Annotated in this window: 11 protein-coding genes; 5 read left to right on the top strand and 6 right to left on the bottom strand. The window is 70.9% G+C overall.

Annotated features, from left to right (window positions below; genetic code table 11):
* Window positions 1–159: 159 nt before the first annotated feature.
* Window positions 160–2,253 carry a SpoIIE family protein phosphatase gene (locus ACFYY8_RS30930; protein ID WP_390047013.1) on the bottom strand — a complete coding sequence of 698 codons (2,094 nt, stop codon included), beginning with the start codon at window positions 2,251–2,253 and terminating at the stop codon, window positions 160–162.
* A gap of 631 nt (window positions 2,254–2,884) precedes the next feature.
* On the opposite strand from ACFYY8_RS30930, the gene ACFYY8_RS30925 reads away from it, so the two are divergent.
* The 5 genes from ACFYY8_RS30925 (at window position 2,885) to ACFYY8_RS30905 (ending at window position 7,106) form a co-directional block, all read left to right on the top strand.
* Window positions 2,885–3,124, top strand: a complete 240-nt coding sequence (locus ACFYY8_RS30925) for a hypothetical protein (RefSeq protein WP_352015882.1) — start codon at window positions 2,885–2,887, stop codon at window positions 3,122–3,124.
* 194 nt (window positions 3,125–3,318) lie between these two features.
* On the top strand, window positions 3,319–4,830 hold the full coding sequence (locus ACFYY8_RS30920; RefSeq protein WP_390047388.1) for a hypothetical protein: 1,512 nt from the start codon (window positions 3,319–3,321) through the stop codon (window positions 4,828–4,830).
* Between the two features lie 7 nt (window positions 4,831–4,837).
* Entirely contained in the window at window positions 4,838–5,593 is a 756-nt protein-coding gene (locus ACFYY8_RS30915; RefSeq protein ID WP_390047011.1) for a LamB/YcsF family protein, read from the top strand.
* A complete protein-coding gene (locus tag ACFYY8_RS30910) occupies window positions 5,590–6,234 on the top strand; it encodes an allophanate hydrolase subunit 1 (RefSeq protein WP_390047009.1) in 645 nt (214 codons plus the stop codon). The genes ACFYY8_RS30915 and ACFYY8_RS30910 overlap by 4 nt, the downstream gene beginning before the upstream one ends.
* Window positions 6,231–7,106: a biotin-dependent carboxyltransferase family protein gene (locus tag ACFYY8_RS30905; protein WP_390047007.1), complete on the top strand. Its 876-nt coding sequence runs from the start codon at window positions 6,231–6,233 to the stop codon at window positions 7,104–7,106. The genes ACFYY8_RS30910 and ACFYY8_RS30905 overlap by 4 nt, the downstream gene beginning before the upstream one ends.
* A 4-nt stretch (window positions 7,107–7,110) precedes the next feature.
* Here ACFYY8_RS30905 and ACFYY8_RS30900 read toward each other — a convergent pair whose 3' ends face one another.
* The 5 genes from ACFYY8_RS30900 to ACFYY8_RS30880 form a co-directional block, all read right to left on the bottom strand.
* Window positions 7,111–8,199 carry a winged helix DNA-binding domain-containing protein gene (locus ACFYY8_RS30900; RefSeq protein WP_390047005.1) on the bottom strand — a complete coding sequence of 363 codons (1,089 nt, stop codon included), beginning with the start codon at window positions 8,197–8,199 and terminating at the stop codon, window positions 7,111–7,113.
* Window positions 8,200–8,246: 47 nt separating this feature from the next.
* Window positions 8,247–9,971 (bottom strand): ABC transporter family substrate-binding protein, encoded by a 1,725-nt coding sequence (locus ACFYY8_RS30895; RefSeq protein ID WP_390047003.1) that lies wholly within the window; start codon window positions 9,969–9,971, stop codon window positions 8,247–8,249.
* 13 nt (window positions 9,972–9,984) lie between these two features.
* A complete protein-coding gene (locus ACFYY8_RS30890; protein WP_390047386.1) occupies window positions 9,985–12,114 on the bottom strand; it encodes a dipeptide ABC transporter ATP-binding protein in 2,130 nt (709 codons plus the stop codon).
* Window positions 12,115–12,185: 71 nt separating this feature from the next.
* Window positions 12,186–13,112 (bottom strand): ABC transporter permease, encoded by a 927-nt coding sequence (locus tag ACFYY8_RS30885; RefSeq protein ID WP_390047001.1) that lies wholly within the window; start codon window positions 13,110–13,112, stop codon window positions 12,186–12,188.
* A 9-nt stretch (window positions 13,113–13,121) separates the two neighbouring features.
* Complete coding sequence (locus ACFYY8_RS30880; protein WP_390046999.1) at window positions 13,122–14,105, bottom strand: ABC transporter permease; 984 nt, start codon at window positions 14,103–14,105, stop codon at window positions 13,122–13,124.
* Between the last annotated feature and the right edge of the window lie 5 nt (window positions 14,106–14,110).

Genomic DNA, 14,110 nt, shown 5'->3' with positions numbered 1-14,110 from the left:
CCGCGCGAACCGCGACGCACCTGTCCAGCATTGTGACACGACACCGTGATCCATACGGCCGCCTCCTGGCGGTTGCCCTCCACCCTAGGCCGACCAAGAGAGTAGTGCGTACGGAAGCGAGGCACCGATACCCGAAAGCAACCGTTATGACTGTTTCATTCAGTCACTCTTCGTGGCCAGGGGGACATGAATCGCGAGCACCGTGACGTCATCATCCTGTTCATACCCAGACAGCATCCGGTCAACAAGGAAATCAAGCAACATATGCGGACTTCCAACAACTTCCGGCGGCGCTTCGGTCACAACAGAGCAAAGATCGGCGAGTCCGGCGTCCAGACCTCGCTTACGATTCTCCACGAGACCGTCTGAATACAGGACCGCGGTGTGTCCCGGCGGCACGCAGAACCGGAACTGCCTACGGCTCGTCGGCCAGCCGAGAGGTGTCCCCGGCTCGCCCTCACACAGCAGGGGCACGCCCTGCGGGGAGACCAGCAGGGGTGGCGGATGCCCCGCCAGGGCCAGAGTGCCCTCGCCGGTCCCGGGTTCCACGACCATGTAGGCCAGGGTGGTGACCTGCTCTTCCTCCTCGGTCGCCTCGAAGACCCTGTCCAGGCCCGTGAGAACCGCGGCGGGCGGTGGGTTGGTCAGCGCCAGCGCCCGCATGGCGTTGCGGATGCGGCCCATGCCCGCGGCCGCCTTGACGCCCTTGCCCATGACGTCGCCGACCACCGCGGCGACCCTGCCGTCCTGCAGCACGAACGCGTCGTACCAGTCGCCGCCGACCTGCACGTGACGGCTTCCCGAGCGGAAGCGCTGGGCCAGCACCAGGCCCCGGACCACCGGCAGGCGGTCGGGCAGCAGGCTGCGCTGCAGCGTCTCGGCGGTACGGTGTTCACGCTCGAAGAGCGTCGCCCGCTCGACGGCCAGGGCGCACTGCCCCGCGAGCGCCTCAAGGAAGACCCCGTCCTCCTGGGATATCTTCTGAGGCCTGGTGAACGAGAAACGCAGCGCGCCGAGGGCACGCCCCGCGGCCAGCAACGGCAGGCCGACCCACGCCCGCTCGTCACTGTGGGCCAGGAAGTCGCCGATGGCCTCCTCGTCGGCCCCGGCGTCGACGAGCTGGGCGCGCAGGCTCTCGGGTGACTCGGCGAAGACCGGGCGGCGGCTGTTGACCGCCATGGTCATCACGCTGGAGTGCGCCAGCGGGATCTCCTCCCCGGGCGCGCCGGGGATGTCGGGAATGCCGCCGTTGTTGACCAGCTTCAGCGCGGCCCGCTCGACGTCGAGCAACGCCACGGCCGAACGGTCGGCCGCCAGCGCCGTACGGCCCACGTCGATGATGACCTGAACGACCTGCTCGACGGTCAGCGCCTCGGCGAGTATGGCCGTGGCGCCCTGCAACCTGGCCGTACGCAGCGCGGCGGCGCCGAGCTGGTCGGTGAGCCTGCCGCGCATCTCCTCGGCCTCGCGCTGCGGAGTGACGTCGGTGTTCGCGCCGACCCACTCGACCACCCGTCCGTGCCGGATGATCGGGACGGCGCGCACCTCGAAGTGGCGGTAGCCGCTGGCCCTGGTGCGGGCCCGGTAGCTCCACTCGAACATGGTCCGGCCGCGGAGGGCCTCGTGCCACGCCTCCTCGGTGTACTGGCGGTCGTCGGGGTGGACGGCGTCGAGCCAGCCGTGGGCGAGGTACTCCTCGAGCCCCTGACCGGTGATGGCCCGCCACTGCGGGGCGTCCTCAAGCACGGCCCCCGTCGGGGCGGTGATCCACACGAGCTGGGACTGCGCCTCGACGAGCGAGCGGTAGCGCTCCTCGCTGCGCCGCAGGTCCTCCTCGACCTGACGGCTCTCGGTGATGTTCACCCCGACCAGGCAGACCGCCCTGAACGTCCCCTCGTCGTCATGGACGGGCGAGAACGTCAGGGACCAGTGGTGGGTCTCCCCGTCCGCCGTCCTGACCCGGATGCGCTGGTCCCCCTCGACCTCCGCGCCCTCCGCGATGGCCCGGACCGACCCCTCGATCAACGCGGTCAGGTCGGCGGAGAGCATCTCGCCGGGCGTCCGGCCGACCAGACGCTCGGCGGGCAGGCCGACCACATCGGCGAAGACCTCGTCGACCCGGTGGAAACGCCCCTCGGGGTCAAAGAACGCGAAGGCGAACGGTGACTGCGACAGCAGGCCCTGCAGCAGGCCGGAGTCCGAGATGTCCACACCCGACTTCCGGGGACGGGGCACGGAGGTTTCGGCGCTCATGGTCGGCACCTCCGTCGCGTGCCAGGGTCTCCCACGAGGCACATCTCCAAACTTGCGAATTGGCGTAGCGCAGCTCCGGGGGACCGGATCCTGCAGTACATCATCGGCGATGGGCGGGGGCGGACGGAAGCCCCGCCCATGATGCGGTCGGCGCGTCCGGTGGGCCCTGCCCATGGACGGCCACGGACGAGACGGCCCGGGAGCGTTCCGCGCGCGGCGCGGTCACCCGCTCCGAAGGGCCGGCGTCGGCCGGGGCCCGATGTCGCTCCCACCGCCCTCCCGAAACACCGGGGCGGTCGCCTCCGGCGCGTTCAAACGTTTGCGGCCAGGACCCTAGCAGGATCAAGCCGGACCGTCCCGACAACTGCCCACCTCGTCTCCGCGAGCGTCCCAGGGAAGATCAGGCTACTGACTCATTCCCGATTTGGCTCCCCCTTCGGGGACAGTGGTTTACTCCCCAGTCGACAAATCCAGTCAAGACACGCCTCACCTCGCACCTCTTCCTCGCAAACATCGGCCAACACGGCCTCGGGAGGGTTGACACCCAGGCGATACGTTGTGGAATGGGAACGCACGTCCCCGTCGTCCACCTGGGGATCACCTCCCGGAGAAGCCGGAGGAAGGCGACGTCATGCCCGCTCTCGCCACAGGCCTTGACGGCCCGCGCGCGTCCCGCGACCGGGTGAGCGCGGGTCTCGCCGCCGAGTTCCCCACGGTCCCGCCGGGCACCGTGGACCGCCGCGTGGCCGACGCCCGAGCCCGCGCCGAGCACCTCGGCATCGAGGCCACACCCGAGGTGGTCGAGCGCGTCGCCCGCGAGCATCTGCTCGCCCTCGTCAACTCAGCGCCGCCACCGCGGAGTCCCCGGTAACATCGGGATCACCGGGCCGTCTTCCACGCGCCGTTCGGCCCGGGGACGCGAGAAGGTTGGGACGTGAGCGAGCAGGGCGAGCGAGCCGGTCGGCACGGCACCGGTCCCATGCCGCCGACGGAGGGGGCGGCTTGAACCGGCGGCACCGGCGGCACCCGAGAGAGAACCAGTCCCCGGACGAGGTGTTCGCCGAGATGCTGCTCGCCTCCAGGGAGCTGCTGGCGGTACGCAGTCCGCTGGACGCCGAGCTCATGGTCTCCGACATGGTCGGGGCCTGGTGGGGGCGTCGCCTGCGGGGCGGGGACGCCGAGCAGGTCCTCGGCGAGGGGCTGGTCGACTACGCCGCCAAGGCGGGCTCCCCCGCCGCGTTGACCCTGCTGATCGCTCTGGCCTACCTCGGCACCGCCCGTCAGGCCGCGAAGGCGGAGGGCGCCGCCCTGGCGCTCATCGAACGCGGCGTGGCCAAGCCACGCTGGGCCGAGCGTCTCGGCGTCGTCAAACCGACCGGCTGCTACGTCTCCCGCGACGCCTACGGCGACCAGGACACGGTGGTGTGCACCTTCGGCTACCGGGGCGCGGACAACGACGAGGACCGCCACGCGCTGGTCATGGTCGTCGACTACAACATGCGGGGCATCGCCCGCGACGCCTGGGTCTCCTCCCACGTGGACAAACTGCTCGACCAGGCCAGGACCGAGGCCGGGGCCAACCCCATGCTGAGGTTCGAGGAGATCGAGCCGCAACAGGCCAGGGCGCTGCTCGAATCGGCCATGAAGGCCACCGCCGAGTACGGCGACCGCAGGACGAACCTCCCGGTCAGCGACAGCTACAGCGCCTACCACGCCTTCGCCCGCGCCCGGATCAAGGCGCTGCCGCCGGGCCGTAAGCGGCCCGCCCCGCTGCACAGCGAGGCCCCCTACAGCCGCGACCGCAGGGCGATGCTGGCGGCGGAGTTCCTCTCCTCCGACGCCGCCGAGCACCTTTCCGACCCGTCGGCGGCCTCGCGCTGCGCCGACCACATCATCGACTACGGCTGTGACCAGGACTTCGGCAGGCCGCTTCGGGTCAGCCCCACCAAGTGCCAGACGTTCCTGCTCGACTGGCTGCCGCGCAAGGTCCTGCTCACCCCGGCCGAGCAGGAGGCCGTACCGTACGTGCTGGGGGCGTGGGCTCGGTTCGCGGCGCGGCGCAGCGGGCTGGCCGACCGGGGACTGCGCGCCACACTCGACGGCATCTGGGAGGCCACGGCCAGGTTCGCCGAGGCCTATCGTGACCCGACCACCTTCGGGCTCGACCGCGACCTGCTCGAACGGCTGCTGCCCGACGGCGACCTTTCCGCGCTGGCCCGCAGGGTCTTCGCCTTCCCGTTCCTGCAGGGCACGCACGGTGAGATCAAGCTCGACCTGCTCAACCCCTCCGACGAGGCGGACCGCAGGATCCTGCTGGGCATCGACCACGCGGGCGAGCTCGACCGCCCCGACTACGACGAACACCTGGCCTGGCACGAGGAAATCGCCGGCAGGCTCTGGGAGGGCGACCCCCCACAGCTGTGGGAGGCCGCCCAGCGGCTGCTCGACCTGGGTCACGACCGGCACGACGTGCTGCACGTGCTGATCGAGATCGCCGAGCGGATCGGCGACGACCCGGAGGAGCTCTCCATCGCCCTCGACGACATCGCTGACATTCCCGACGAGCCTCCGGTGTAGGTGAGCCATGGTGATCGACCTCAACGCCGACCTCGGAGAGGGCTTCGGTGTCTGGCGGCTCGGTGACGACAAGGCCCTGCTCGACGTGGTGACCAGCGCGAACATCGCCTGCGGGTTCCACGCGGGCGATCCGCTGACCATCCGCCGCACCTGCGCCGCCGCGGTGGACCGGGGGGTGCTCATCGGCGCTCAGGTCTCCTACCGGGACCTGGCCGGGTTCGGGCGCCGCGAGATGGACGTGGACCCCGAGGAGCTGTGCGCCGAGGTGCTCTACCAGCTTTCCGCGGTCGACGGCATCGCCAGGGCCATGGGCGGGCGGGTCTCCTACGTCAAGCCACACGGCGCGCTCTACAACCGGATCTGTCGTGACCGCGAGCAGGCGGAGGCCGTCGTCGCGGCCGTCGCCGACCATGACGAGCGGCTGCCCCTGCTCAGCCTGCCCGGTTCCGTGGTCCACGAGATCGCCGCCCGGGAGGGGGTGGTCACGGTCACCGAGGCCTTCGCCGACCGCGCCTACACTCCCGAGGGCACCCTGGTTTCCCGGCGTAGTCCCGGCGCCGTGCTGCACGACCCCGGCGAGGTCGCGGCCAGGGCCGTGCGGATGGCCACCGTGGGGACGGTCACCGCCGTCGACGGTTCGGAGGTCGCGGTCGGTGCCAGGTCGATCTGTGTGCACGGCGACACCCCCGGCGCGGTGGCGCTGGCGCGGGCCGTGCGTGACGGCCTGGTCGCGGCGGGGGTCACCCTGAGGGCGTTCGGGTGAGCGGGCGGCCCGGGGCGATCCGCAGGGCCGGAGAGCACGCGCTGCTGGTCGAGACCGGGGCTCTTGAGGTCTCACACCGCCTTGACGCCCTGCTGCGGGCCCGGCGCCTGCCCGGCGTCGCCGAGATCGTTCCCGGCCCGGAGACCGTCCTGGTGAGCGTGCCCGGAGCCGATCCGTCCCGGCTGCTGCCCGAGCTGTCCCGCCTGCTCGGTACGGCCTCCGCCGGACAGGCCGGGAGGGACCTCCCGGACGCGCGCGCCGTGACGGTCCCCGTGATCTACGACGGGGCCGACCTGGAGGAGGTCGCCGCCCTGACCGGGCTCTCCCCCGCCGAGGTCGTCGAACGGCACACCGGGCGGGAGTTCGTCGTCGGCTGGCTGGGGTTCGCCCCCGGGTTCGCCTACCTCACCGGGCTTGACCCCGTCTTGCACGTGCCCAGGCTCACCACCCCGCGGACCTCGGTGCCCGCCGGGTCCGTCGCGGTGGCGGGACCGTACTCGGCGGTCTATCCCTCGGCCTCTCCGGGCGGCTGGCGACTGCTCGGCCGTTCCGCCGTGACGGTGTGGGACGTGGACGCCGAACCGCCCGCCCTGCTCACGCCGGGGACCCGGGTCAGGTTCGAGGCCGTCGCCGCGCCATGATCGAGGTCATCGCGGCGGGGCCGTACGCCACCGTGCAGGATCTCGGCCGTCCGGGCTACGGTCATCTCGGTGTGCCGTGCTCCGGGGCGGCGGACGCGCCGAGCCTGCGTCTGGCCAACCGTCTGGTGGGCAATCCGGAGGACGCGGCCGGGGTCGAGCTGACCTTCGGCGGTGCCCGGCTCCGCTTCACCGCCGGGGCGTGGGTCTCGGTCGCCGGGGCCGACTGCCCGCTGGAGGTCGTCGTGGACGGCACGACGGTCAGGCCGGCGATGCTGGCGCCGTTCTGGGTTCCGCCGCTCGGTGAGCTGCGGGTGGCGTTTCCCCGGGCCGGGCTGCGGACCTACGTCGCGGTCCGGGGCGGGCTCGACACGCCCGTGGTGCTGGGCAGCCGCTCGACGGACTCCCTGTCCGGTCTCGGCCCCGCCCCGCTCGGGGTCGGCGACAGGCTGCCGGTCGGGCCGGCCGGGCACCTGCCTGCCCTCACCGTGGACGCCGCGCCCCCCGTCGCGTTCCGGGAGGTCCTGCGGGTCGTCGCCGGGCCCAGGGACGACTGGTTCGCCCCCGGCGCCCTGCGGGCGCTGTGCGCGCAGCCGTACGTGGTGAGCCAGGACAGCAACCGGGTCGGCGTACGGCTGAGCGGCGGCGCGCCGCTGCCGCGGGCCCGCCACGGGGAGCTTCCCAGTGAAGGGGTGGTCACCGGGGCCGTCCAGGTGCCGCCGGACGGCCTGCCGATCGTCTTCCTGGCCGACCACCCCCCGACCGGCGGGTATCCGGTGATCGCCGTGCTCACCTCGGCCTGTCTGCCCGTCGCGGCCCAGCTCCGCCCCGGAGACCGGGTGCGCTTCCTCCTGGAGCGCCTCCCTCCCCTGTGAGGGGTCATCTCAGCAGGGCGGCGACCCGCTCGACCTCCTGGGCCAGGGAGGCGGCGGGGGTCTCCTCGAACAGGTCGAGATCGATGACGCCGTCCTTGGCCTGCCAGACTCCGGTGACCCTGCCCTCGTGGACCACGACCGGGGAGATCCACCCGGCGGCCCGGCTGACCTTGGACTTCGCCTCCGCGGGCAGAAGGGGCTCGAGATCGCGGGGAGCGCCGAGGATGTACTGGTCGAAGCCCGGCAGCAGGTGAACGCCGGTCGCGGGCACGGTCGCCATCAGGTCGTCGAGGTGCTCGGCGAGCACGACCATGGGGTGGCCGTCCACCTCGATCTCCGCCAGCTCCGGCGCGAGGTCGCGGAACCAGCCGCGCAGCACGGTCTTCGGAGCGACGCCCCGGTAGAGCCAGACGTTGAAGGTCTCCGGGGTTCCCGGGCCGTGGGCGCCGAGGAAGGACCTGACCAGGCGGACACCACCCTCTTCGCGGGAGAGCGGCGCCGAAGGCCCGCCGGGCACCCAGTCGCGGGGGCTGACGAAGGTCACGCGGCCCTCGCGCGGCGGGCCGTAGCACAGCTCGCCGAGGAAGCTCAGCGGTTTGAGCAGCGCCCCCCAGCCCGAGGTGAGGGCCTGTCTCAGGTGGACGTCGCCGGTGACCTCGATGACGGCCTCGACCAGCTCGTCTCGGGTCAGCACATGCCCTTCGAGTGCCTTGGGGACCGCCTCCAGGATGGCCGCGACCTCATCTGCGGTGACCCCGTGACCGCGCTGCCACGCCGCCTTCTCCCAGTTGCGGAAGGAGCCGAGGACCGCGGTGTAGGCGGGCAGTTCGTCGGAGGGGACCAGGTGCAGGGTGCCGCGCGCCGTCCAGGTCTTGACCAGCGTGCGGTCCAGCCACAGGGCCTCGCCGACCTCACCGGGACGCGGGTCCGCGCGCCGTACGGCGACGGCGAGCTCGGCGGAGGAGGCCACCTGGGCCTGCACCCCCGCCAGGCGGCGGACGACGGACACCGCGTCCGGCCCCGAGACCGGGTCGACGAACTGCCGTCTCAGCCGCCATGCGAGCACCTGGGGCCAGGTCGTGGAGAGAACCATGGAATGACTTCTATCGTCTCCCCCCGACAGAATCCCACCCGGGACCCCTATCTGGCGAAACCGACGTCCTGGTACTTCAGATCGTAGAAACCGCGAGCCCCGTAGTTGGCGATGTTCTTGTTGACCGCCACGTTCTGCGGGCGCTGGTAGAGCGTCACCACGTTGACCGCGTCCCAGATCAGTTTGTCCGCGGCGTTGGTGTCCGCGATGGCCCGGGCGCCCTCAAGGTCTCCGGTCGCCTTGTTCATCGCGGCGTCGATCTCCGGAGAGCCGATGCGGCCGAGGTTGGCGTTCCACTGGGGCTGGCCCTTCGAGTCGCGGACGGCGTTGACGTACTGGCCGTAGGCGCTGGAGACCGGGAACGGCGTGCCCACGTAGGCGAACGCGGTGATGTCGTAGTTGCCGGGGATGATGTACTTGGTGAAGTAGTCGTCGCTGGGCACCGCCTGAAGGGTGACCTTGACGCCGATCTGGGCCAGCATGCTCTGGGTGATCTCGGCCTCGGACTTGGTCACCTGCAGGCCGGACGGCATGACGAAGCGCAGGTTCAGCTCGCGGCCGTCCTTCACGCGGGTCTGGCCGGACAGCCGCCAGCCCGCGGCGTCCAGCAACCGCCTGGCCCGTTCTGGGTCGTAGACGCCGACCTCGCCCGCGTTGTCGCGGTAGCCCTCCTGGGTGTTCATGAAGAAGTGGTTGTTCAGCAGCACGATGGGCCAGTCGAGTCCCTGCAGGTCGGACTGGGCGATGGCCTGGCGGTTGATGCCCATGGCCACGGCCCTGCGGACGTTGACGTCGGACAGCACCGCGCTCTCGCCGTTCAGCGTGAAGTGCCGGAAGTCGGGCCCCGCCGCCTGACGGACGATGGCGCCCTGGCTGCTCTTGGCCCGCGCGTAGTCGGGTGCGGACGGCCCCATGTCGAAGGTGTCCAGCTCGCCGTTGCTGAAGGCGCCGATCAGGGCGTCGTTCTCCAGAGCCCGATAGATGATCCTGTCGAGCTTGGCCCGCTGTCCCCACCAGCGCTCGTCCCTGGCGATCGTGACGGTCTTGGCCGTCTGGTCGAACGAGACGAACCTGAACGGCCCCGCGGTGACCGGGACGCGGTTCAGCCAGGCCGTGTTGAAGGTCTCCGCGGTCGCGTTCGTGCTCTTCGGGTAGAGCGGGCCGAACAGGGACTGCCAGTCACCGAACGGCTTGGCGAAGGTGACGACCACCTCGTGGTCGTTCCTGCCCTTGGTCACGTCCTCGATGTCGCGGTAGCCGGTGGTGCTCGCGACCCGGTAGTCGGGGTTAGAGCCGCTCATCGCGCGCCACTGGGCCCGGTAGTCCTCCCAGGTGATGGGGGTTCCGTCCGACCATCTGGCACGCGGGTTGAGGGTCAGCGTGACGACCTGCCTCGGCTTGGTCCGGGTGACCTTCCCGGCCAGCAGGTAGTCGGTGTTCGCCGAGATCTCGCCCTTCTCGTTGGAGCGGAACGCCGAGGGCATGAACGCGTCGACGACCTTCTTGACCATGGCCAGATTGCCGTCGACGTGGTTGAGGTTCCAGTTGGCCGGATACTCGTTGATGCCCACCCGGAGCAGGCCCCCGTCCCTGACCCTGTCGCGGGGAAGCGGGTTGATGTCGTAGGCCTTGATCGTGGTCCCGCGCTCGTCGCCGTCGCTGTTCGGACCGCCTCCCCTGGTTCCCCCCTGACTCCCGCAGCCGGTGAGGGCCAGCGAGCTCGCCATGGTCAGCGCGGTGGCGCACACGCCCACACGCCGGATTGCTGTCACAGTTCCTCCAGGGTTATACGACTTCGACCTTCTCGGCGAAGTGACAGGAGACGCCGTGGTCCTCGCCGAACGGCCGGACCTGGGGCTCCTCGTTCACGCATCGGCTCTGGCCGGTCTCGTCGAGGGTCCTGAACAAGGGGCAGCGGGTACGGAAGCGGCACCCGGAGGGAGGTGCCGCCGGGCTCGGCAGGTCGCCCTCCAGCAGGACCCGCCTTCTGGAACGTTCCCTGCGTGGGTCGGGCAGCGGGACCGCCGAGAGCAACGCCTGGGTGTAGGGGTGCATCGGGGCGTCGTAGACCGCGCCGACCCGGCCTATCTCGGCGATCCTGCCGAGATACATGACCGCGATCCGGTCGGCGATGTGCCGGACCACGGCCAGGTCGTGCGCCACGAACAGATAGGACAACCCCAGGCGTCGTTTCAGGCTCTCCAGCAGGTTGACCACGCCCGCCTGGATGGAGACGTCGAGGGCGGAGACCGGCTCGTCCAGCACCACCAGCCTGGGCTCCAGAGCGAGCGCGCGGGCGATGCCGATCCGCTGGCGCTGGCCACCGGAGAAGTCCTGCGGGTAGCGCGCGGCGTGACCGGGGTCCAGCCCTACCAGGCCGAGGAGTTCCTGGATCCTCGGGCCGGGGTTCTTGACGCCGTGCGCCCGCAACGGCTCGGCGATGATGTCGTAGACGGTCATCCTGGGGTCGAGCGAGGCCAGCGGGTCCTGGAAGACGACCTGCATGTCGCGTCTGACGGCCATCCGCTCGCGGGCGCCGAGGGCCGAGGTGTCGTGTCCCAGCACCACGATCGCACCGCGCTGCGGCCTGGCCAGTTCCAGGATCTCCATCAGAGTGGTCGTCTTGCCGCAACCCGACTCGCCGACCAGGCCCAGCGTCTCGCCCTCCCTGATGTCGAAGCTGATGCCGTCGACGGCGTGCACCGTGCCGACCCTGCGCCGGAAGAGCGCCCCTCTCAGCAGGGGGTAGTGCCTGGTCAGCCCGTCGACCTCCAGCACCACCTCGCGTTCGTCGCGGGGCCGTACCGCGACGGCCGTCTCCTCGGGCCGGGCCTTGGGCTCCGCGACCCGGTAGACCTCGGCGGGTGACCAGCCCTCGGCCTCGATCTCTCCCGCGCGGACGCAGGCCGCCAGGTGGTCCGGCGCGCCGACCTCGCCGAGCGCGGGCTCCGCCTCGGCGCACACGGGCACCGCGATCGGGCAGCGCGGCTCGAACGGGCAGCCCGGCGGCAGTGCGGCGGGCGAGGGCGGGCTGCCCGCGATGGGCACCAGGGGCTGGTCGCCGCCCTCGTCGAGCCGGGGAACGGACCCCAGCAGCCCCATGGTGTACGGCATGCGCGAGTTGTAGTAGACGTCGTCGACGGAGCCGACCTCGACGGGCCGCCCGGCGTACATGACCATGACCCTGTCGGCGAACCCGGCGACGACTCCGAGGTCGTGCGTGATCATGACGATCGCCGCCCCGGTCTCCCGCTGCGCCCGTTTGAGCACTTCGAGCACCTGGGCCTGGATGGTGACGTCGAGGGCGGTCGTCGGCTCGTCGCAGATGATCACATCGGGGTCGTTCGCGATCGCCATCGCGATCACCGCGCGCTGGCGCATGCCCCCGGAGAACTCGTGCGGGAAGGCCCTGGCGCGCTGCGCGGCGTTGGGGATGCCGACCAGGTCGAGCAGTTCGACGGCCCGCTTGGCCGCCTGCTGCCTGGAGACCCGCTGGTGGATCCGTACGGCCTCGGCCACCTGGTCGCCCACACGGTAGACGGGGGTCAGCGCCGACAGCGGGTCCTGGAAGACCATGGAGACGGCCTTGCCGCGGAAGGCGGTGAGCGTCTTCTCCGTGGCGCCGAGTATCTCCCTGCCGAGCAGCCGTACCGAGCCGGTGACACGGGCCTGCGGCGGCAGCAGGCCCATCACGGCCAGCGAGGCGACCGACTTGCCCGACCCCGACTCGCCGACGATGCCGAGCACCTCCCCCGGGTTGACCGAGTAGCCGACCCCCCGTACGGCGTGCACCGCGCCCGCCCCCGTGCCGAAGGTGACGTCGAGGTCGGTCACCTCAAGAACCGGGCCGGTGGGCGCCTCAGGCACAGGAAGGGCGCGACGCCGGTGACGCCCCCCTCTCTCCTGCCTGGCCATGAGGCCGTGGAACTGCGAGAGGGGGAACCGTCCCACGGGGAAGACCCCCACCCGACGCTCGTCGCGTTCGCTCACCGTGCTCCTTTTCCGGTCGCGGGTTTTCTGGTCGCGGGGTCGAAGGCGTCGCGCAGGGAGTCGCCGACCAGGTTCACCGCGAGCACGGTGACGATCAGCAGCCCGGCGCAGAACCAGAACGTCCACGGGGCGTAGACGGCCGTCTGCGCGCCGTCGGCGATGAGGCTTCCCAGCGAGACGTCGGGGGGCTGGATGCCGAAGCCGAAGTAGGACAGGGAGGTCTCGGTGAGGATCGCGGTGCTGACGTTCAGCGTCGCGTCCACTACCAGCAGCGAGGACATGTTAGGGATGACGTGCCGGAAGATGATCCTCGCCGGCGGGACGCCCATGAACCTGGCGGCCTGGATGAACTCCCGCTCCTTGAGCGAGACGGTCATGCTCCGGACGATCTTCGAGGTGATCATCCAGAGGAACATCGCCAGCAGCAGCACGAACAGCGGCCACTGACCTCCCGCGAACAGCGGCGACATGATCGCCAGGATCAGGAAGGCCGGAAGCACGAGCAGCAGGTCGGTCAGCCAGGTCAGCGCACGGTCGGCCCAGCCGGAGAAGTATCCGGCGAAGGCGCCGACCACGGCGGCCAGGGTCGTGCCGACCACGGCGGCCAGCAGCCCGACGACGAGCGACTTCTGCATGCCGCGCAGCGTGACCGCGTACACGTCGGCGCCGGTCTGCAGTGTGCCCCACCAGTGCTCGCCCGAGGGCGGCTGCAGGAAGGCCGTGAAGTCCTTGTCCGTGTAACCCCACCGACCGGCGTACGGCCCGGCGAAGGCCAGCAGGAACAGCAGCCCCAGCAGGGCGAACCCGACGCGGCCCTGGAAGGAGCCGAAGAAGCGGCCCGCGACCACCCGCAGCCTGGAGGGCGCCGTGATGCCCGCGACGCTCGCCTCCTGCTCGGCGAACCGCTCGTCCGTGATGGTCATCGCTTCCCCTCACCCCACCCGGACGCGCGGGTCGAGAACCGCGTGCAGGACGTCGGACGCCAGGGACGCCACCAGCACCGCGAAGGCCGCGAAACAGCTGATCGCCGCGACGGTGTTGACGTCGTTGGTCGAGATGGAGTCGACCAGCCACTCGCCCATGCCGTGCCAGCCGAAGATCTTCTCGGTGAAGGTCGTGCCGACCAGCAGCGCGCCGAAGGTGAAGGCGAAGTAGGTGACCGCCGGGATCAGCGCGGTGCGCAACGCGTGCCGCACCAGCGCGGTACGGCGCCGCAGCCCCTTGGCCATGGCGGTGCGGACGAAGTCGGCGCCGAGCACGTCGAGCATCATGTTGCGCTGGTAACGGCTGTAGACGGCGATCAACCCCAGGGACAGGGAGAGCGTGGGCAGGATCAGGTGCCGCAGGCGGTCGGTGAGGTGGGCCAGGAGGTCGCCCTCAAGGCCGGGCGTCGTCTCACCGCTGACCAGGAAGACCTGGGTGCCGGTCAGGTCGTTGAACGAGACCGCGCCGATGATCAGGATGTTGGCGAGCACGACCGTCGGAACGGCCAGGACGGCGAAGGAGGCCCCGGTCGCGAGGCGGTCGAACACGCCGTACTGCCTGACCGCCGCGTACGCGCCGACGAGCACACCCGTGAGGCTGCCGAGGACCACCCCCACGGTGATCAGGCGCAGTGTGACACCGACGCGCCGCCCGAGGTCGTCGTTGACCGGCCCGCCGGTGACCGTCTTGCCGAAGTCGCCGTGCGCGAGGCCGCCCACCCAGGTCAGGTAGCGCTCGACCAGCGGCGTCTGGTCGTTGAGGTTCAGCTCGGTGAGACGCGCGTCGATGACCGCCTCGGGGATCGGCGGGTTGCGGCCCTCGTAGTTGGAGCGGGGGTCGAGCGCGAAGGCTGCGAGCATGTAGGCCAGGCTCGTGGCGACGACGATGAGCACCAGATAGTTGAGCAGCCTGCGGAGAAGGAACCCCGCCATAGCGC

It is taken from the genome of Streptosporangium sp. NPDC001559, assembly GCF_042893955.1.
In the GTDB taxonomy this organism is placed as follows: Bacteria; Actinomycetota; Actinomycetes; order Streptosporangiales; family Streptosporangiaceae; genus Streptosporangium.
Note: the sequence above shows the minus strand (reverse complement) of the source record. Positions and strands in the feature narration are given on the sequence as shown.

Coding starts and splice junctions, on each gene's coding strand:
- ACFYY8_RS30915 (WP_390047011.1), top strand. CDS start 4,838: ATGGTGATCGACCTCAACGCCGACCTCGGAGAGGGCTTCGGTGTCTGG.
- ACFYY8_RS30880 (WP_390046999.1), bottom strand. CDS start 14,105: ATGGCGGGGTTCCTTCTCCGCAGGCTGCTCAACTATCTGGTGCTCATC.
- ACFYY8_RS30900 (WP_390047005.1), bottom strand. CDS start 8,199: ATGGTTCTCTCCACGACCTGGCCCCAGGTGCTCGCATGGCGGCTGAGA.
- ACFYY8_RS30905 (WP_390047007.1), top strand. CDS start 6,231: ATGATCGAGGTCATCGCGGCGGGGCCGTACGCCACCGTGCAGGATCTC.
- ACFYY8_RS30930 (WP_390047013.1), bottom strand. CDS start 2,253: ATGAGCGCCGAAACCTCCGTGCCCCGTCCCCGGAAGTCGGGTGTGGAC.
- ACFYY8_RS30925 (WP_352015882.1), top strand. CDS start 2,885: ATGCCCGCTCTCGCCACAGGCCTTGACGGCCCGCGCGCGTCCCGCGAC.
- ACFYY8_RS30920 (WP_390047388.1), top strand. CDS start 3,319: ATGCTGCTCGCCTCCAGGGAGCTGCTGGCGGTACGCAGTCCGCTGGAC.
- ACFYY8_RS30885 (WP_390047001.1), bottom strand. CDS start 13,112: ATGACCATCACGGACGAGCGGTTCGCCGAGCAGGAGGCGAGCGTCGCG.
- ACFYY8_RS30890 (WP_390047386.1), bottom strand. CDS start 12,114: ATGGCCAGGCAGGAGAGAGGGGGGCGTCACCGGCGTCGCGCCCTTCCT.